This window comes from Wolbachia endosymbiont of Anurida maritima, assembly GCF_042182995.1.
In the GTDB taxonomy this organism is placed as follows: domain Bacteria; phylum Pseudomonadota; class Alphaproteobacteria; order Rickettsiales; family Anaplasmataceae; genus Wolbachia.
Genome location: NZ_CP102058.1, coordinates 1200629 through 1219646, shown reverse-complemented (window position 1 = coordinate 1219646; position 19018 = coordinate 1200629). Strand labels below are relative to the sequence as shown.

15 protein-coding genes and 4 pseudogenes are annotated in these 19018 nt (G+C 33.6%); 11 read left to right on the top strand and 8 right to left on the bottom strand.

What is annotated here, in order from left to right; all coding sequences use genetic code 11:
* The first annotated feature begins 432 nt into the window (after positions 1 to 432).
* Positions 433 to 3009 carry a DNA polymerase I gene (polA, locus tag NOX90_RS06520; RefSeq protein ID WP_375603975.1) on the top strand — a complete coding sequence of 859 codons (2577 nt, stop codon included), beginning with the start codon at positions 433 to 435 and terminating at the stop codon, positions 3007 to 3009.
* A 49-nt stretch (positions 3010 to 3058) separates the two neighbouring features.
* Positions 3059 to 3976 carry a hypothetical protein gene (locus NOX90_RS06515; protein ID WP_375603974.1) on the top strand — a complete coding sequence of 306 codons (918 nt, stop codon included), beginning with the start codon at positions 3059 to 3061 and terminating at the stop codon, positions 3974 to 3976.
* Positions 3977 to 3978: 2 nt separating this feature from the next.
* Here NOX90_RS06515 and NOX90_RS06510 read toward each other — a convergent pair whose 3' ends face one another.
* Positions 3979 to 4794 (bottom strand): exodeoxyribonuclease III, encoded by an 816-nt coding sequence (locus tag NOX90_RS06510; protein ID WP_375603973.1) that lies wholly within the window; start codon positions 4792 to 4794, stop codon positions 3979 to 3981.
* Positions 4794 to 5501 (bottom strand): uroporphyrinogen-III synthase, encoded by a 708-nt coding sequence (locus NOX90_RS06505; protein WP_375603972.1) that lies wholly within the window; start codon positions 5499 to 5501, stop codon positions 4794 to 4796. The genes NOX90_RS06510 and NOX90_RS06505 overlap by 1 nt, the downstream gene beginning before the upstream one ends.
* 375 nt (positions 5502 to 5876) lie before the next feature.
* On the opposite strand from NOX90_RS06505, the gene NOX90_RS06500 reads away from it, so the two are divergent.
* Complete coding sequence (locus NOX90_RS06500) at positions 5877 to 7046, top strand: IS4 family transposase (protein ID WP_253303197.1); 1170 nt, start codon at positions 5877 to 5879, stop codon at positions 7044 to 7046.
* Between the two features lie 394 nt (positions 7047 to 7440).
* Here NOX90_RS06500 and NOX90_RS06495 read toward each other — a convergent pair whose 3' ends face one another.
* Positions 7441 to 8313: a hypothetical protein gene (locus tag NOX90_RS06495; RefSeq protein ID WP_375603971.1), complete on the bottom strand. Its 873-nt coding sequence runs from the start codon at positions 8311 to 8313 to the stop codon at positions 7441 to 7443.
* A 114-nt stretch (positions 8314 to 8427) separates the two neighbouring features.
* Positions 8428 to 8777: pseudogene (locus NOX90_RS06490) on the bottom strand (glutaredoxin).
* A 68-nt stretch (positions 8778 to 8845) separates the two neighbouring features.
* Between NOX90_RS06490 and ribF the strand changes: the two are divergent.
* The 4 genes and pseudogenes from ribF to NOX90_RS06470 form a co-directional block, all read left to right on the top strand.
* Positions 8846 to 9775, top strand: a pseudogene (gene ribF / locus NOX90_RS06485) (riboflavin biosynthesis protein RibF); the annotation flags it as partial.
* Positions 9776 to 10252, top strand: coding sequence for a signal peptidase II (gene lspA / locus NOX90_RS06480; RefSeq protein ID WP_375604630.1), 477 nt, complete (start codon positions 9776 to 9778; stop codon positions 10250 to 10252).
* 66 nt (positions 10253 to 10318) lie between these two features.
* On the top strand, positions 10319 to 11659 hold the full coding sequence (locus tag NOX90_RS06475; RefSeq protein WP_375603970.1) for a M16 family metallopeptidase: 1341 nt from the start codon (positions 10319 to 10321) through the stop codon (positions 11657 to 11659).
* A pseudogene (locus NOX90_RS06470) lies at positions 11646 to 12957 on the top strand (M16 family metallopeptidase). The gene NOX90_RS06475 and the pseudogene NOX90_RS06470 overlap by 14 nt, the downstream one beginning before the upstream one ends.
* Before the next feature lie 2 nt (positions 12958 to 12959).
* Here the strand turns inward: NOX90_RS06470 and purN are convergent.
* Positions 12960 to 13526, bottom strand: a complete 567-nt coding sequence (purN, locus tag NOX90_RS06465) for a phosphoribosylglycinamide formyltransferase (RefSeq protein WP_375603969.1) — start codon at positions 13524 to 13526, stop codon at positions 12960 to 12962.
* A 302-nt stretch (positions 13527 to 13828) separates the two neighbouring features.
* On the opposite strand from purN, the gene NOX90_RS06460 reads away from it, so the two are divergent.
* Positions 13829 to 14245, top strand: coding sequence for a hypothetical protein (locus tag NOX90_RS06460; protein ID WP_375603968.1), 417 nt, complete (start codon positions 13829 to 13831; stop codon positions 14243 to 14245).
* Here NOX90_RS06460 and NOX90_RS06455 read toward each other — a convergent pair.
* Complete coding sequence (locus tag NOX90_RS06455; RefSeq protein ID WP_375603967.1) at positions 14238 to 14768, bottom strand: Na+/H+ antiporter subunit E; 531 nt, start codon at positions 14766 to 14768, stop codon at positions 14238 to 14240. The genes NOX90_RS06460 and NOX90_RS06455 overlap by 8 nt on opposite strands.
* Positions 14769 to 14866: 98 nt before the next feature.
* Between NOX90_RS06455 and smpB the strand changes: the two genes are divergently transcribed.
* Both smpB and lgt read left to right on the top strand, forming a co-directional pair.
* Positions 14867 to 15316: an SsrA-binding protein SmpB gene (smpB, locus tag NOX90_RS06450; RefSeq protein ID WP_250296338.1), complete on the top strand. Its 450-nt coding sequence runs from the start codon at positions 14867 to 14869 to the stop codon at positions 15314 to 15316.
* Between the two features lie 6 nt (positions 15317 to 15322).
* Complete coding sequence (gene lgt / locus NOX90_RS06445; RefSeq protein WP_375603966.1) at positions 15323 to 16096, top strand: prolipoprotein diacylglyceryl transferase; 774 nt, start codon at positions 15323 to 15325, stop codon at positions 16094 to 16096.
* A 744-nt stretch (positions 16097 to 16840) separates the two neighbouring features.
* Here lgt and NOX90_RS06440 read toward each other — a convergent pair.
* Both NOX90_RS06440 and NOX90_RS06435 read right to left on the bottom strand, forming a co-directional pair.
* Complete coding sequence (locus NOX90_RS06440; protein ID WP_375604629.1) at positions 16841 to 17572, bottom strand: SDR family oxidoreductase; 732 nt, start codon at positions 17570 to 17572, stop codon at positions 16841 to 16843.
* A 24-nt stretch (positions 17573 to 17596) separates the two neighbouring features.
* A pseudogene (locus NOX90_RS06435) lies at positions 17597 to 18400 on the bottom strand (YihY/virulence factor BrkB family protein); the annotation flags it as partial.
* Between the two features lie 136 nt (positions 18401 to 18536).
* On the opposite strand from NOX90_RS06435, the gene NOX90_RS06430 reads away from it, so the two are divergent.
* A complete protein-coding gene (locus tag NOX90_RS06430) occupies positions 18537 to 18911 on the top strand; it encodes a TrbC/VirB2 family protein (RefSeq protein ID WP_375603965.1) in 375 nt (124 codons plus the stop codon).
* Positions 18912 to 19018 lie beyond the last annotated feature (107 nt).

Below are 19018 nucleotides of genomic sequence, written 5' to 3'. Positions count from 1 at the left end.
AGGAAAAAAGGCAAAGAAAACCCAGAGTAGCTAGTATTCAAATTCTCCCTTGTCAATTTGACGTTTTTTGCTGTCTTAAACAGCGCGTTTCGGCTTATATAGCTAGAAATTTTTAAAGACATGCGATGCACGTAGTGCGAAAAATTAAACATGAGACGCCAAATACCCTAAGTTTTTTGTCATTAACCTGCACAGATTGCGAAGATAAATAAATAGCTTCACTATCATGATAAGAGGACTGGCGGAGTTTGTCAAGGAAGTTTTTCGTTTCTATTCCCAATAAAAGTTTGTTATATGGTTATGCAAGAAGTCTAATTGGTATAACCATGCATAAATGCTATTTTCGGCAAAATCTCTTACAACACTCAAAAACAAAAACTTGATTTTCGCAGCTAAATAGTGAACCATCAAAAGCACGTATAAATATCTACAATGAAAGAAAAAACTTTCACAATCATCGATGGCTATGGTTTTCTTTTCAGAGCTTACTATGTACTACCTCACTTAATTACCACAACAGGAATGCCAATAGGTGGTGTATATGGCTTTCTGAATATGGTTCTTAAGTACATTGCCCATTCGGACTACTTAACTATAGCACTTGATGCAGGGAAAAAGAATTTTAGGCACAATTTATATCCTGAGTACAAAGCGAATAGAGTAACGCCTCCTGAGGATCTAACTCCACAGTTCACCATACTGAGGGAAGCTGTAGAAGCTTTTAACCTCAGCTATGAAGAAATTGAAGGTTATGAAGCAGATGACATAATCGCAACACTAGCTGCAAAATATGCCAACCACCAAGACTTTAAAGTGGTAATCGTTTCATCAGATAAAGATTTATTTCAACTCTTGAACCACAATATTTTAATATTCGACCCCATTAAAAATATATACATAGATGAAAAACAAATAGTAGAAAAATTTGGTGTAAATTCAAACAAGCTTCTTGATTTATTTTCTCTAACTGGTGATGCATCCGATAACATTCCAGGCGTTCCAGGAATAGGTCCGAAGACTGCAACTAAATTACTGGATGAATTTGATTCATTGAATAATATTATAGAGAACATTGATAACATCGAGCAAACGAGGATTCGTAATATTCTTACCGAACATAAGGAAAAAGCATTGATTTCAAGAGAGCTTTTATCACTATGCGAAAAAGTAGACCTTCAACATGATATTGCAAAATATGAAGTCCATTCTCCAAATATGGAGAAACTATTATCCTTTTTAAAGAAGTATGAATTCAATTCCTTAATAGGTAAAATGGAAAAGCTTTTTTCTTACAAAGGATCCAGCACAGAAGAAAAAATAGAGTATAGTAGTGAAGAGTTAGAGAAATTTTTAGAGCATTGTAGATATGAAGGCAGAATTGCAATTCATTACCACCTTGAAAACAATGTATTAAGTCTATCTTATAGCGAAAGTAATATTTTTTATATAGGGCAAGACAGCATACAAGATGCACTCATTATAATTAACTTAACTTTGCTCTCAAATGGGGTGCTTAAAATAATACATAACATTAAAGAGATCAGGAAAATCTTTCCTGCAGTAGAGAAGATTCTAGATTCAGTTGATGATTTGATGATAATGTCGTATAGCTTGGATACAGGAAAGCATGATCACAGTATTCCAAACATAGTTGCGCATAATTTGAGTGAAAATGCAGAAATTTTCTCGGCAAAAACTTTAATAGCAATTCATGAAAAGCTAAAGCAAAGGTTATTTCAGGAAAAATTGTTCACAATTTACGAGCGCTTCGATAAGCCACTTATGAAAGTAATATTTGATATGGAGAAAAATGGGATATTACTGAACATACAAAAATTACAGGAGCTGTCCGATAAATTTCAGCAGGTAATTGCCGTGCTTGAAGATGAGATATATAATTTGGCAGGAGAAAGATTTAATATTGCTTCGCCAAAACAATTAAGTGATGTTTTGTTCAACAAAATGGGGCTTAATAAAAAGAAAAAGTCAAAAAAATCTGGATCGTATAGCACCAATTATGAAGTTCTAGAGGCACTCGAAGAAGAAGGGGTAGAAATCGCAAGTAAAATTCTAAATTGGCGACATTTAAGTAAATTAAAAGGCACCTACACTGATGCATTAATAAAGCAAGTTGATTCCATTGATGGTAGAATACACACAAGCTTTTCAACGACTGCAACTGCAACTGGAAGGCTGAGCTCCAGCAATCCTAATTTACAGAATATTCCTATCAGAAGCGAAGAGGGAAATCTTATCAGACAAGCATTTATTGCGCCAAAAGGGTGCAAGATAATCTCTGCTGACTATTCACAAATAGAATTAAGACTCCTGGCACACGTTGCAAACGTTGCAGCATTTAAAGAAGCTTTTGCAAACGGACAAGATATTCACGATATCACCGCTAGGCAAGTTTTTGGAGTGCAAGAAATAGATGAACAATTAAGACGCAAAGCAAAATCCATCAATTTTGGAATTATATATGGCATTAGTCCATTTGGTCTTGCAAAGCGACTTGGAATTACCTTTCAAGAGGCTGCTGAATACATTAATTACTATTTTTCCTGTTACCCAGAAATAAAGGCCTATATGGAAAAAGCAGTGTCTATCGCAAGATTGCATGGTTATGTAGAAACTTTGTTTGGCAGGAGATGCTTTGTAAGAGACATAAACAATACAATTCCTTATGTAAGACAATTTGCAGAAAGGGCAGCAATAAACGCACCACTGCAAGGCACCGCCGCTGATATAATAAAACGTGCGACGATTCAGCTTTTTGACCAATTAAAAGTAGGTAAAATAATCCTCCAGGTTCACGATGAACTACTGGTTGAAGTGGAGGACGAAAAGGTGCAAGAAACAGCAAAACTTATGAAAGACGTAATGGAAAATGCAGTGAAGATTTCTGTACCACTTGAAGTAGAAATAAAAGTTGGCGACAACTGGGGTCTAAATTCCCTTAATTATGACTTAAACATCGTGAATTCTAGGAGTATAAATCATTTGAACTAATACGAAAAATATGTTAGAATAGAACATAGCAAATGCAAATAGGTCAGCCATGACAGGCCCACAAGTAAAAAGCTCAAAACCTCCAAAATTACCTACTCAGGTAACTAACAAAGATGAGAAAATTTTTGAAAAAGAGGAACATCAGGTAATCTACGATTACTTTGTAAAAACATTAGAAGATAAAGCCAAATTAAAGGAGAGCAAAGGAATAACTGATTATTTTATATTAGCTTATAAGAAGATACTACTAACTAATGTCAATCCAGAAAAGATAAGACCACTCAGTGAAGAGAATTTTTGTCAGTTTTTACTTTCTGTGCTTAAAGAAATTAGAGAGAAAAAATTAGCTGGAGAGGAAGATAGTAAAGTAAAGCAAGTAGTAGAGGGATGCTTAGATGATGTACGTGGTACAGAAGCTAAAGATTCACTAATAAAACTTGTTGGGTTACCATTGGGAATAAAAATAGACCCAAAAAATATTTCTGGCTCCTTTATGGATGGAGTGAAAGAAAAAATACCATTTTTAGGTGGGGATAAAAAAGAAGAGGATGAACCACCACTTACTGATGAAGAGATGGTAACAACGTTCTTACGTAAAGTTTTTCTGCCTATTCTTTTTTCCATTGCTTCAATACTAATTTTTGGTCCTACTACACTTGCGATAGTTGCTGCTGTTATTGGTACAATATTTGCTGTAAAGGGAGGAGTTGAAGTCCTTTTTTCAAATAACAAACCAGGTACTTTGTATGATCCTAGCTCACGAGATAGAGATGATACAGAAAAGAGAGCAAAATTGAATGGGAAAATTCTCGATGGTATTAGTAAAATTTTAGGATCCGAAGTTAATGAAACTGAGCAGAGTAATCAACCTGCTGTAACAGCTGAGGAGCAACTTACTAAAAAGAGTAAGCAGCCTACTGTGCTTGAACAAGTTACTTTAGATCCGCAAACAGGGCAGCAAAGGTAAGACTACTCAGGTTTGCCAAAAAGTGAGTTGTGTAAGAGATCTGCTATAACGCATACAACAGGAGTATGATCAGACGGATTTTCTAGCTTACGCAATCTATCATCTGTGTAACATGTTTCCAATTTATCTACAGCTTGTGGTGATAACAGCATATAATCTATGCGCATTCCTTGATTATTTCTGAGTGAATTGCCTTGATAATGCCACCAAGTGAATTGTTGCAAATTTGGGTGGGATATTCTAAACGCGTCTTTAAACCCAAGATTCAAGACTGCTCTTAACTTCTCACGTTCTTTTATATGAAAGCACACTTGGCCATTCAATAAATTTGAATCAAAGACATCAATTTCATCCGGTGCAACATTATAATCGCCAGCTATAATAGTTAACTCTTCATTCTTTAACAAAGTGCTCATCCTTTCATATAGGTTATCAAAAAACTTGAGTTTATATTCAAATGCGTGAGAGTCCGGGCTTTGACCGTTTGGAACGTATACACTTCCTACCCTTACCTTCTGATTATTGTGCTTTATTATGCACTCTATATAACGTGCTTCTTGATAACCTTCTACGATATCAATCTTAAACTTCTCCAGTATTGGATATTTAGATAAAACACAAACGCCATTTCTTGCAACTTGTCCATAGATAGCATATTCATATCCTAACTTTTCTATCTCCGCATAAGGAAATTGCTCTTCCGTACATTTTATCTCTTGCAGCAAAACTATATCTATCTGACTATCAACTATAAAACTACAAAGTTGGTTAACTCTTTTACGTATGGAGTTTACATTCCAAGTTGCAATCTTTAGCATCAGCAATCCTTATTAATTATATCAATTAAACTCTCCCCAGTAGGTAACCTCGATGTTATAATTTTTTTCCATTTGATTAACTTTAAACTATCAGCAATGTTCTTACTCATAGTATATGCAACTGTATTATTCATCGCATGAGATAGCCCACTTTTTAGAACTAATGAACAAAATACCCTTGCTGTCTGTGAGGAAAAAAAAGCAACACCATCAATTTTACCATCCAACAGCAAATTTTTACACCTATTAGTTAGACTCCTTTTAATAATTGTTTTATAGAGTACAACTTCTCTTACATTAAAATCTTCTTCGGATAATCTCTTTTTTAGGTCACATGATACTTCTTGTCCCCTTATATACAAGAACTTTATTGCGTTTGAATAATGAGCTTTTATGAATGATATCAGACCATCAACGTTGCTGTCTGCTGAGATTATATCAGAAAATCCCAAATTTTTTGCAGTCTGCATGGTTGAATTACCAACTGTAATAATCGGAAAGTCATCCACTTTGCATATTTGACTAAAAGCCTTTACACTGTTTTTACTTGTGGATATTACAACGTCAAATTCGTGCGCAGATATATCAGGATTTAAGTGTTTTATTGTGAATACTGGTTCTATAAAAACTTTGTATCCATACTTTCTCAATATATTTCTTGTATTGAACGAATCCAATAAAGGCCTCGTTAATAAAATAGACTTCATTCTGATTTATTTCACTACCAGTAAAATAATATCCTTTATACACAAATTACTAAATAAAAATTTTTATTTTTCAAATGATTAGACTTCTTGCATAACCTAGGAAAAAGGCAAATAGTTTTTAGGTTTACTGACGATTTGAAGAACTGTCACTCCAGCATTCTCTCCCTGTCATTCAAGTGTAGCTTGACACTGGTTCCTTTATGACGGCAGTGCCCCTATGAGGCTTTGTTGCATAGCGAGTAGAGATAGGAGAAAAAAAGAGAGAAAATTAAAAAAGAAGTGGTTACTCTATTGAAAAATGAATGCTTTAGGGAGTGTATGCATAAGTGTTGAAAGTAACACAAAAAAGACATAAAGAACTATTATTGCAAGAAAATGGAGGCAATAATGGATCAAATAGAAAGAGTACTAAATTTAATAAAAGATGAGGATTTAGAAAGGCTAGGAAAATTAAGTGAAGTAGATAAATGTAATACTAAATTGTTGGGCAAGATTATATTTAAAGGTCTAATGAAGTTAATATTAATGGGGCAAAAAACAAGCCTAAGAGCGCTAGAAATGGTAATAAACAGGTGTATAATGGATAAGAATAGCGATAAAAGTACAGTAACATACAGTGGTTTGTCAAAAAGGTTAAAAGTTATAAATCCAGAATATTTTAAGGGAGTATATATTGATTTGATGAGCAAGATTAAAAAGCTATTACCCCAAAAAACATCAAATAACTTACATAAGTTTGATTCGACGATCATAAATTTATCGGGATATCTCATAAAAGATGGGCTAAAAATAGGCGGTAAAAGTAACGACAGTCAAGTTAAAGTGAGTGTAGGATTAAAGGATCAATTGCCGACAAGTATAAGATTTTGTAAAGGACAAGAAGAAAGTAGTGAAGATATAGCATTAGTGAGAGCAATTAATGAAGCTAAAGTTGAAAAAGAGGATATTTTATTATTTGATAGAGGAATCAGAAAAGTTGGAACTTTTGCCGAATTTGATGAAAAGGAGTACAAATTTATCACAAGAGTTAAAGTGGGAAGAAAACATGATGTTATAAGCAGGAACAAAGTTATAAGAGAACAAAAATCGGATGGATCAGAGATTTTAGAAGATATAATAGTTAATCTTTATCGTGCACGAGGTAAAGTGGCAGAAAAGCATGATCTACGGCTAATAAAAATCAGAAATAAAATTGGAGATGAAATATGGTTTTTGACAAACTTGTTTGAAATGCCAGCTTATGAAGTAACAGAGCTATATAGGCGCAGATGGGATATAGAAGTGTTCTTTAAATTTATAAAGCAAAATCTTGGATATAAGCACTTTTTAAGCCATACTATGAATGGCATGAAGGTGTATATTTACATGATTATTATTACGGCTTTGTTATTTCTTGTTTATAAAATCAAAAATAATCTACATGGGTTCAAAATAGCATTACTGCAATTCACATTGGATCTAAATGACTCTTTTATACGTTCGATTGTTTTACTGTCGGGAGGTAATTTACATGCCGTTGATCATCTCATATCACGTTATTTTTGATACTTTCAACACTTATGCATACACTCCCTAAAGCATTCATTTTTCAATAGAGTAACCACTTCTTTTTTTAATTTTCTCTCTTTTTTTCTCCTATCTCTACTCGCTATGCAACAAAGCCCACATAGTGCAAAAAATTAAACATGAGAGGCCAGATACGTGAGTTTTTTTGTCATTTAATCTGTACAGAGAAGATAAATAAATAGCTTCAGTTTCATGATAAGGGAGTTGGCGGAGTTTGTCAAGTAAGTTTTTCGTTTCTATGAGCTACTTGAATAGCGGTTACAATGTTTGTACAGCTATATACATAGCGCTGGAACCCAAAAAAAGAACCAAGTAGCTCTGGCTACTTGGATGACAAAAGGCAATACAAGAAATCTATTGGCTCTCGTATACCTTAGTGAAACTTAACAAGTTTATCTATAGTTTTAGTGATGATTCTTGGAGTATCCGGAGAAACTGCTGAGCTCAGCCTATTTAGTCGCTCTATAGCAAACTCGCTGTTCTCATTTGTTATGAAATCACATAAAATATTTTCTATATCTTTAGTAACACTTTCATGCTTCCTCAGAGGATGATTATGTGGATACTTATTGATGGTTTTGATACTGGAATACTCAACAAAAGCTTGATCCTTAAAAGCAAGTTGTCTCAATTTCTCTTTGAATTTTCCTTCTTCCTCTTTTGCTAAAAGGCGAGACTTCATCAGTGATTTTATAATCAAATTTATAGCTTGATGCATTTCAGAATGCACTATAACTTTAATAGTATTTTCCTCTACTATACAATCATAGATACTTTTTTCGCTCTTTAATGACTCTATAAGGGCTCTGCTATTTTGTGAATTCAATTCCAAATTCTCTTCACTCATAGGAGTTATTATAAAGGTATTCTTATTTACTCTGATATTAAATTGTGGAAATCCTTCAGAAAAGGAAAAGGCTACATCCTTAGATTCAAGTGCGTGATTGCATGCAGAAAAAAGGGTATATGCTATGATGCTGCTTGGCACTTCCATTACGTGTTTACTCAGGTGATTCAATACATTTTCAATATCATGATATGTAAAGCCTGTGTCTTTTAGCAACTCAACAACTTCTTTGCCGTTGTGCTGCTTGTACTCTATTCTCACTTCTTCTGTAAAAAGTGTTTTAGCTGCTATATTCTTATCAAGCACTGTGAAAATTTTGATGAAATTCTCTAAATCTTGTTTGTTAACTAATTCAATACTAATTAAGTTTCTGCTAATAATTGAAATATTTTTTGTCATTTTTTCCCACTAAAAAAACTCACTAAATGAATTGTATTTTTAATTCATTAAGAATTGTTTAAAGTGAGCACACTAGTTTTCATTTACGTATACACGACAAAACAAGATAAAAAGTTACATAAAATCATCATGTGGTATAACACACTCTCCACATTCATCATTGCTGTTTGTGTAGGTTGTGACATCAGTGTGATTGTCATTATTATTTAGCATATCATCCAACTTTCCTTCTTTTTCAAGATCCATCAATTTGTCACTTCCTGCAATATGATGAATATAACTCCCATTGTCATCAGTATCTGTGGAACTGTTCTAACGTTATACTTTGATTTTATGTCGTTAAATAAATCTGAGTTTTTGAGCACATCGATTTCTTCATACTTCACACCTTTTTTATCTAGTAAATCCTTTGCCCTTATGCAGTATGGACAGCCCTTCTTTACATATATCACAACATTTTTCACAATTTATCTCCGTAGCTTACTAAAATATAGTTATTATATATAAGAAATATGTAAAAACATCAAATTGTATGAAAATTATTTATAATTGTGAGCAAGAGATAGAAAATAATGTAGCACTAACCTTCGGAAATTTTGATGGCATTCATTTAGGACATGAATTTGCAATTTCCACTCTAAAAAAGGTAGCACAAGAAAGAGGATTACCCTCTGCAGTTTTAACTTTTGAGCCTCACCCATCAACTGTTTTATTTGGTAGAAACAATTTTAGGTTAATAGACCGAGAACAAAAAAAGGAACTGATCAGCAGCTATGGTATAGATTACTTGTATATTATTAATTTTAATAGAGGTTTTTCTGAGGTTGGCTGCGATAACTTTATCAGTAAGATTTTAATAGATAAATATGGCACTAAACACATAATTGTCGGAGAAAATTGCACTTTTGGTCATAAACGATTGGGTAATATATTAACTCTAGAGAAATATTCTGAAACATATGGATACTCTTTGACTAAATTAGAGCCATTAATAATTGACGGCAAAATTTGCTCTTCTTCTTCAATAAGGGAGTATGTACAAAGGGGCGAAATAGAAATTGCTAATAAATTGCTCGGCAGACCTTATCAAATTTCTGGTGTTGTGACAAAAGGTGCATGTAGAGGTAGAGAAATAGGATTTCCAACCATAAACATTCCGATAGAAGATTACATGATAAAACCTAAATTTGGTACATATTACGCTAAAGTGGCATTTCCTGAAAGTAGTACAAGTTGGCTATATGGAGTAGTCAACATTGGTATGAGACCTACATTTAAGGACTTAAAAAAACCTATAGTAGAAATGCACATATTTGACTTCAATGAAAATGTATACAATTTTAAGGTCGATATACAACTTTTGAAATTTATTAGGCCGGAAAAAAAATTCCATAGTATTAACGAGTTAACAAAACAGATAGATTGTGATATACTGAAAGCTNTACCAGTTAAAGATAAACTTATGAAAAGGATATGTTTAATTATTATACTAATTATAGTAACATTTGATCAAACAAGTAAATTGTATATAAACTCATTGATTGATGAGGGCGAGTCAATCGAGATTACTAGTTTTATGAAATTAGTTGAAGTTTGGAATTCAGGGATTAGTTTTGGAATGTGTAGCGCTTTACCACATGGCAGTTTCTTTTTGTCAGCAGTTTCAATACTAATAATTGGTATACTTGCATACTTGATATACAAGTCTGATGATCAGTCAACTTGCCTTGGTTTCTCTCTGATGATTGGTGGAGCGATCGGGAATGTAATTGACAGAATCTATTGGGGAGCTGTATATGACTTCATATATTTTCATATCAATGATTGGTACTGGCCAGCCTTTAATTTAGCGGATTTATCTATAGTTTGTGGAATCTTTACATTGTTGTATAAGTGGTATATATATGATATGCTTATTTGTAAACAAAATGAAGAATAAAATAATTATGTTTATTTCCAAACAAAATGAGGAATCAAATAATTGTTTTTATATTAGGTCGAAATAATGCTTCATAAGCTTTTTAGTTTTCTTATACTACCTGTACTTTTTTTTACTTACCCAATTTCTTCGAATGCTTTAAACATAGAGCACGACATAAAATATGCTAAACTCAGTAACGGACTAGATGTCTATGTTGTTCCTAATCATCGGATTCCAGCTGTTTTTCATGCAGTCATATATAAAGTTGGGGGAATGGATGATCCAATCGGCAAAGCAGGATTGGCTCACTACTTTGAACATTTAATGTTTGAAACTACAGGAAAGTTCACAGATATAGAAGCCACTATGAGTAGCATTGGGGCTCAATTTAACGCGTTCACCACTAAAGAATATACCTGTTATTATGAGTTGGTCTCCAAAAAAGATTTGCCACTGGCAATGGAAGTTGAAGCAGACAGAATGGGCAGCTTTAATGTTACTCAAGACAAAGTAGACAGAGAAAAAAATATTGTACTAGAAGAAAGGAAGATGAGACTTGATAATCATCCTAACAACTTGTTATGGGAAGAAATGGATAGTGCATTTTACCGTAATGGCTATGGTAGGTCTGTTATTGGCTGGGAGAGCGATATTAAAACTTACAATCAGGATGACATAACGAGGTTTCATGATAACTATTATCACCCCGGCAATGCAATATTACTGATTGTGGGTGATGTGGAACTTGATGAAGTAGTGAAATTAGCAGAAGAAAAGTATGGCGAAATTAAAGCTAAGCCTATAATTAGGCATTACCCAAATCAGGATCCAGTACATAATGCAGGTTTATCAGTGATTTTAGAGAGCACTGAAGTAAAAGAACCAGTTTTATATTTTCGTTATCGTGTTCCCTTATTTGAGCACATAAATGAAGCTTCTGCTACTCATTTAGCGGTTGACATTTTAGGTGGCGGCAAGTCCAGCAAGTTATACAAAGATTTAGTTCTAGACAAAGACGTAGCGGTGTCTGTATTTGCTGAGTATGACAGCTTAACTTTTAGTGATAGCTACATTGATATTCAGGTCATTCCAAAAAGTGGCGTTAATTTAGATATTGTTGAAAGAGAATTAGATAATGCTATTAATAACTTCATGTCTAAAGGAATAACGGATGAGGAGTTGCAAAGCTCGAAATATAGATACAAAGTAGCACAGTTTGATAATCTATCTGACTTAACTCATATAGCAATGTTTTATGTGCCGCACCTAGCACTTGGCATTCCACTTGATGAAATAGATATTTCATATAGCAAGATTAATGATGTCAATCTAGAGGATGTAAATAATAAAATCCGTGCTATTTTTTCTGCTAATAAGTTGATTGGTCGTTTATTACCAAAAGGAGATGATAATGAGAATAAGTAAATTTGTATTTCTATTTTTTTTCTGTCTAGGCTTTAATTTACAAGCAAGTGGTAACTTAAATATAGAGGAGGTCACTACCCGTAAAGGATTTAAGTTTCTATTTGTTGAAAACCACGATTTACCAAAAATTTCACTTAATATATCATTCAAAGATGCAGGTTATGCATATGAAAATGTAGAAAAACAAGGACTTACCTGGTTTACTTCTCTTATAATTCAAGAAGGGGCAGGAAAAAATGATGCCAAAGATTTTGCAAAAAGGCTAGAAGATAAAGGGATTAGTTTAAATTTTATTGCTGGTTTAGAAGCATTTAGAGTTTCATTAGGTGCTTTATCAGAAAATCTTGAAGAAGGTATTTCATTATTGAGCGACGCTATAATGCGTCCTAAAGTTGACCCTGAAGGGTTGAATAGAGTTTTCGAGGAAGCCAAAGTTGATTTTAATAATCTTGAAAAAAATCTTTTTTTTGTTGCTGGAAAAGAATTGAATACGTTATTGTTTAAAAAACATCCTTACTCAAGAAGTGAATATGGAACTCTTGACACTGTAATGAGCATTACTAGAGATGATGTTTTAACATACATAAAGCGTAATTTTGCTAAAGATAACATAGTTATCAGTGTTGCTGGTTGTGCAAAAAAAGAAGAAATTATTACATTATTAGATAAATATTTATCTAAATTGCCGTCAAAAAGATCAAAAATTAGAAAAATACCTGTGAAAAATGATTTTGGTTCTGCAGAAAGTAAGAATATTTTTATGGATATACCACAGAGTGTAATATTTTTTGCTCAAAAAGGTATAGCTTATGAAGATCCTAATTATTATAACGCAAGCGTCTTAATTAATGCACTTGGCGGCATGGGGCTAAATTCAATATTAATGAAAGAATTGAGACAAAATTTGGGTATTACTTATGGTGTTTATGCAAATATTATTTCCAATAAACATGGGAACGTTATAGCTGGAAGTATTAATACTGATAGTTCTACTGCTGGCAAAGCTATATCAGCAGTAAAAGATACATTTAGCAGGATAAAAAAGGAAGGAATTGATGAGCAGTTGTTTCGGGATACAAAAATTAGTATGGTAAATTCCTATGTTTTCTCTATGTTTAATAATAACAACATAGTTGCAAAACTAAATAATATTCAGACAAACAACCGCGATATTAACCATATAAATGATTTTGTGAGCTATATTAATGACGTTAAATTAGAGAAAGTAAACGAACTGGCAAGCTCTTTACTGGAACCCGAAAATTTATTTTTTTGTTGAAGTTGGGAGAAACACTTAAGGTCAATAATTAATATTTTCTGCTATTGATCTTACTGCTTCTACATAACACTTATGCTCCTCAGCTAGAATGCGTTCTGAGAGGCTTTGAATATCATCATTAGGTAGCACTGGCACAGCAACTTGAGCAATTATGGCTCCAGCATCAACTTCAGGAGTGACATAATGTACAGTACAACCTGTAATTTTTACACCTGCTTTTAAAGCTTGCTCTTGAGCGTTTAGGCCTTTAAAAGATGGAAGTAAAGAGGGATGAATATTTATTACCTTGTTATGCCATTTACTCAGAAAACCAGCTTTTATAATTCTCATAAACCCTGCAAGGCAAATTAAATCAACCTTATGTTGAACAAGTATTTTGTGAATTTTATCAGCATCAAGCGGTTTATCCTTAACAATAAACGCTGGAATTCCTGCTTGCCCTGCTGCTTTCAGACCAGTAGCTTCACTATTATTTGTGATAACACATGCAACTTCTGCGGGAAAATTCTGATCTTGACATGCTTCTATCAAGGCTTGCATATTCGATCCCCTACCTGAAATTAGTATTCCGAGTTTTATCTTTTTCATTATAGCACAGTTAGTTTAGGATTTAGTTAATACTAACAAAACAGCTCAAAAGGAAAACTTATTTTATAGCAAAAAAGGCAGACTAAACTCTTTATATAAGTGGACCTCTAATTTTGGACCTCACTGGACAACACAAAATAACGTAGCCCCATGTACCCAGCTTAGATTAGCTTTAATGCTTAGATATTGTGCTATTTTTGTATAATATACCACTATAAGTATATATTTTTGTAATCGCGTTATTATTTATTTAACAAAGTATTAGTATAATTTATTACACTGGATTAAATGGAGAAAGTTCAATGAGTAAATTACCGAATAATGCAAAAATAGGTAAATCTCAGGTTACTCAGTGGGAGGTAATAAAAAATTGTGAATATGCTGATAATTGCTTGTCAAAAATAGTAACTTTGTACGTTATTAGAATAACTCAGCTATCAGATTTTTATACGAGTGATGAACCTGAAATTAACACTGTTTTAGCAAGAATAAGCGTGACAAGTGAAAATGTATTTTTAAACAAGGCTACTACTATTGAAGTTATGGAAGGTATTTTTCCGTATAAATTTAACAGCAAGAAGAGAAATAACATATTAAGGTTAGAAGATTTATATAATTATTTATGTTCTATTGTTAATAATAGCCTTCCAAAAGAAATGCTTGAAAGTCTTATAAGGGAATATAAGGATGCTGTTAACTTATTTAAAGCAATTACTTAACTGAACGTAGTATTTTTAAGATTTTGTTTTCTATTTCAGAAATGCCGCTTTCAAGGTTTTTATCTATCAAGCATATGGTAGACAAATACGTTTTTTGCTTGCTTTCAACATTGATAGTTAAAGTTCCGGGAGTGATTGTAACTGAACTAGCAAATAATGCAATGCTTTCATCATTATGCCCTTTGCATTTTCTTAGGATAATGATCGGTTCAAGCTTAGATTTGAACTGTAGCACCTTTTTTGTTACATAAACACTTGATAAAATGATTTGGTACATTAACCACGGTATATAACTTACTAACTTATAAAACGACAGTCTACTCGTACCATTTAAAATCTGACTCAGAGCGCTTTCAGCGTTTATCAACCGTCTAAAGATAAACAATGTGAATATAGAGGAAAACACTCCACAAAAAATAAAAAACGGCTCAAAATAACCAGACAATACAGTCCATAGAATAAATAAAGTTATAAACGACAGAGAAAAAAATTTGATTTCCTTCCTAAAGTTGAGGTTTTTCATAGTCTGTAATATAATTCAAATGACTCTTTAAGGAAAGATATATTATGAATTAAGTCAAAAATTCTGTAATATATTGAAGCTTAAAGATATCTTTAGATATGGAAGTTATTGCAGAAAATAGGAAAGCAAGATTTGAATACTTCATCTTAGAAGAATTTGAAGCGGGTATGGTCTTATTAAGCAGTGAAGTTAAATCGCTAAGAGAAAGAAAAGTAAATATTTCCGACGCCTACGTTATCGAAAAGAATAGCGAAGTATGGCTGCACAATATGCATATTGCAGAATATAAAGCTGCAAACCGAAAAAATCATAAACCAAAAAGGGAACGTAAACTACTTTTACATAAAAAAGAGATAAACAAACTGATTGGTCAAATCAAAACCGCTGGGATAACTGTTGTGCCGCTTTCGGTCTATTTTAACGATAAAGGATTGGCAAAAACTAAAATTGCCATTGTAAAAGGAAAAAAACTCTACGATAAGAGAGCAACCATAAAACAGAGAGAGTGGGATCGTGAAAAAAGTAGATTGTCTAAAAATAATTTATAGCAAAATATGTCTTTAAATCCAGTAATTTTCAGCATCGGTCCTGTTTCTATATATTGGTATTCCTTAGCCTACGTTTTGGGTATAATGTTTGCATATTGGTATTTACATAGGCTAGATGACCAAAAAATATTTACTAAGAATTTTTACGATTCGTTATTAACAGCCACTATTGTAGGTATTATCCTTGGAGGTAGACTTGGCTACGTATTGATATATGATCCGGTTTATCATATAAGCAACCCTATCGAGATATTGAAAACCTGGGAAGGAGGGATGTCATTTCATGGCGGTGCTATAGGAGTTTTGCTTGCAGTAATAATCTCCTGCAGAAGACATAACATTCCTATATTTTATGCACTGGACCTAGTTTCTTGCGGAGTTCCCATAGGTTTATTTTTAGGTCGCATAGGCAATTTTATAAACGGAGAGTTGTTTGGCAGAGTTACAACTATGCCATGGGGTATGGTATTTCCAGAGAGCGGTGATAATCTGCTGCGTCATCCAAGCCAGCTTTATGAGGCATTTTTTGAAGGACTGCTACTTTTTGCAGTTGCAAATTCACTGTTTTTTTTGACTAGAATAAGACTATATCACGGTGCATTAACTGGTATTGCAGTTATATGGTATGGACTAGTACGTTTTTTCGTTGAGTTTTTTCGCGAACCAGACTATCAAGTTGGCTATCTGTGGCTTGATTTAACTATGGGGCAGTTGCTTTCTATACCTATGGTTTTGCTGGGAATGCTTGTATATCTAGGCGCATTTAAATTTGAAATTTAATACGAAATCTGTTACATAGAGGAAAGGTGAGTTTAATAGAAAAATGTAGCCAGAAACCCCACATCATGTACAATTGTACGAATTTTCTGCGTTGTAGTAGAATGAATGTAAGATGTCAACCGCCGGTAGCGCGTGACGCTAAGCCATAAAAAATTCCTTGACAACTTCCGCCAGCGCCCTTATCATGAAACTGAAGCTATTATCTGGCGTCTTATTTTTAATTTTTTGCACTATGTGCACCTTATGTCTTCACAATATTCTAGCTATATAAGCTGAAACGCGCTTATAAAGCATTTAAAACATAAAAAAACGCCAACTTAAAAAATGGATAGTGAATAACTAGCTACCCTAGGGTTTCTTTTGCCTTTTTTTCTGTTTAGTAAATTTCTTAAACATTTATGACTAAAGGTTAGTTGCATTAAAAAGCAGCTAAATCGCGGTTATTAAGCGTTTAGAATAAAAAAACGCCATACTTGAAAGTATAATGTAAGTAATTAGCCAACCACGGGGCTTCTTTTGCCTTTTTTTTCATTTGGTAAATTTTTTAATATTTATAACTAAACGACAACCGTCATCCCAGTGCTTGACACTGGGATCTATTTTACATGTAACTCCAATTGTGTTTTGGCATAAAACGCGACGCGTATTAGACTTATTTGCAAGCAAAGCTTGCTAGATCCCAGTGTCAGCTACTCGGATGACAGGAGAAGGAGGCTACTTGCATGACACCCTTCCTAGTGTAACTTATTCGGAAGATTTGCTGAGCGGTAAGATTTTTCCTGATATGCTGCAGTCTTCAGAAGCTAATTCCACAAATTTATCTGTTAGTTTATCAAGTGACACCAATTCAGATCCAGGAAACGCCTGCTCACTACCCACAGGTCCTTCCGGATATACAGCATTTGCACATAATTTTGTATGTTTTGTTTCAGATGCATATATTTTCACCATTATTTCCAGTGCAGCTTTACTTGCAGCATACGGCATCCAATATGGATAAGAGGAAGGAGAAAGTGTCACCTCTGAGGTCATGAATATCGCTCTTCCAGCATTAGACTTTTTTAGCATTGGATCTAAGTTTTTTAGTAAGCACCAACTGGCAGTAAAATTTGTATTCATTACGTTCTGTAGCTCTTCAACCTCACAGTCGTGAATGGGGTTCAGTTTGCCTAAAATTCCAGCACATGCAACTAATATATCAAGTGCTCCAGATTCTGATAATTTCATGCTTTCTATCATGTTTGTCAGTATCTTTACATTCTCAAAATCTAAAAGATCAAGCTGTATTAGCTTCACAGAGCCTTCTTTAAATTCTTCAAGCCCTTCAATTTCATTATATAGTGGCTTGAGATTATCAATAGACCTTGAAATCAGAATCACATATGCACCTTCTCTTACAAACCTTTTTGCAACAGCAGAGCCTACTCCACCTGAAGCCCCGGTAATTAAAGCTACTTTACCTTCTAATTTACCCATTTCTTTTTCCTTAGCGAGATTCNNATTGAAATATTTTAGCTGAAAATTAAATTTTGCTCCATATATAAAAATCAAACTTAGCATATAAAAAAATAGTAATGACACTACCACACCACCTAAACTTCCATATATCAAATCCAGTTGGTCAAAGGAAGCTTTTAAGTATTGCTTGAAAGCTGAAGCGGAAATTGTCCAAAGAATAACAGCTACACAAGATCCAGGAAATACGTCTGATAAGTTTTGTTTTATGTTTGGCAACATAAAATATAGCCAAGAGACTACTGTGAAAAGTACAAGTTCAATAAGTAAATACCTAGTATAACTTAGCCCCTGATAGGAAAAATCAATTAGCATTGGTACTAATGTAGAAAACACTATAGTTAGAGTTATAATAAGCGTGATCACTAAAAATTGTAATATACTGAGCACTCTTCTCAATACATAAGGCGGCGAAATCGGAACTTTATAGGCCTTATTGAGTATTGTTCTAAGCCCTTCAATTGTCGATGAAGCGGTCCAAACAGCACCTACAATTGCTAAAGTTAGTAAGCTTTGTGGCGGGCCTGATATTATCTCTCTAATGCGTGGCATCAAAGATGATAAAATATCCTGTGGCATGTTATCAATGATAAATACCCAGCCAATGTTATACTGGTCTAAAAAATTTGCGAATGTTGACGCCACAGCCATTAAAACGATGAGAAAAGGAAATATTGATAACAGGATTAAAAATGACAAATACCCTGCATGCTCCACTCCATCATTGTAAATTGTGTCAATCAAAGCACGATAAAGACAATAAACGATGCTGTAAAATTTCTGTAGCACTGTAATATAAACGAACCAAGAAAAGTATTCTAAATGAAATAAAGGATACTTTTAAGCAAAAAAATCCTCACCGTTTACTTAAATTTAATCAAAGTGAAGGATAATCCAGCGTTAAATAGAAATTATCGGAGGCGTAATGAAAAAATTTCTTCTACTTGTAGCTTTAATTCTCTCCTTTGCGTTTGATGCAAATGCTGATGAAACAGTAAGTACAATATGTAACATAGTGAACTATGCTAATAGTATAGGTGGGCCGATGATCACGATAGTGATAATTGGTGCAGCTTTGCTTTCAATATTTGGCAGAATGCCTTGGCCTGCTTTATTTGCATTAGGTATGTTTACCGCTGTATTTTTTGGTGCACCTAAAATTGTAACAGCAATGACAGGGAAAGAAACGTGTAAAACCTGTGGTACTAATCAAGATTATGTATATGTAAAGGGTACGGGTACGTGTCAAGCCAAATGTACTGGTACTCAAAGACGCAACCAAGATGGAAATTGTGTATAATGGAAATGGTGCTCCTTGAAAGGAGCACCATAATTATATGACATTATAAACCTTTGCTGAGACTTTTGTTACATCTTCACTTGAAAGTGGTCAAGCTGACCACTTTC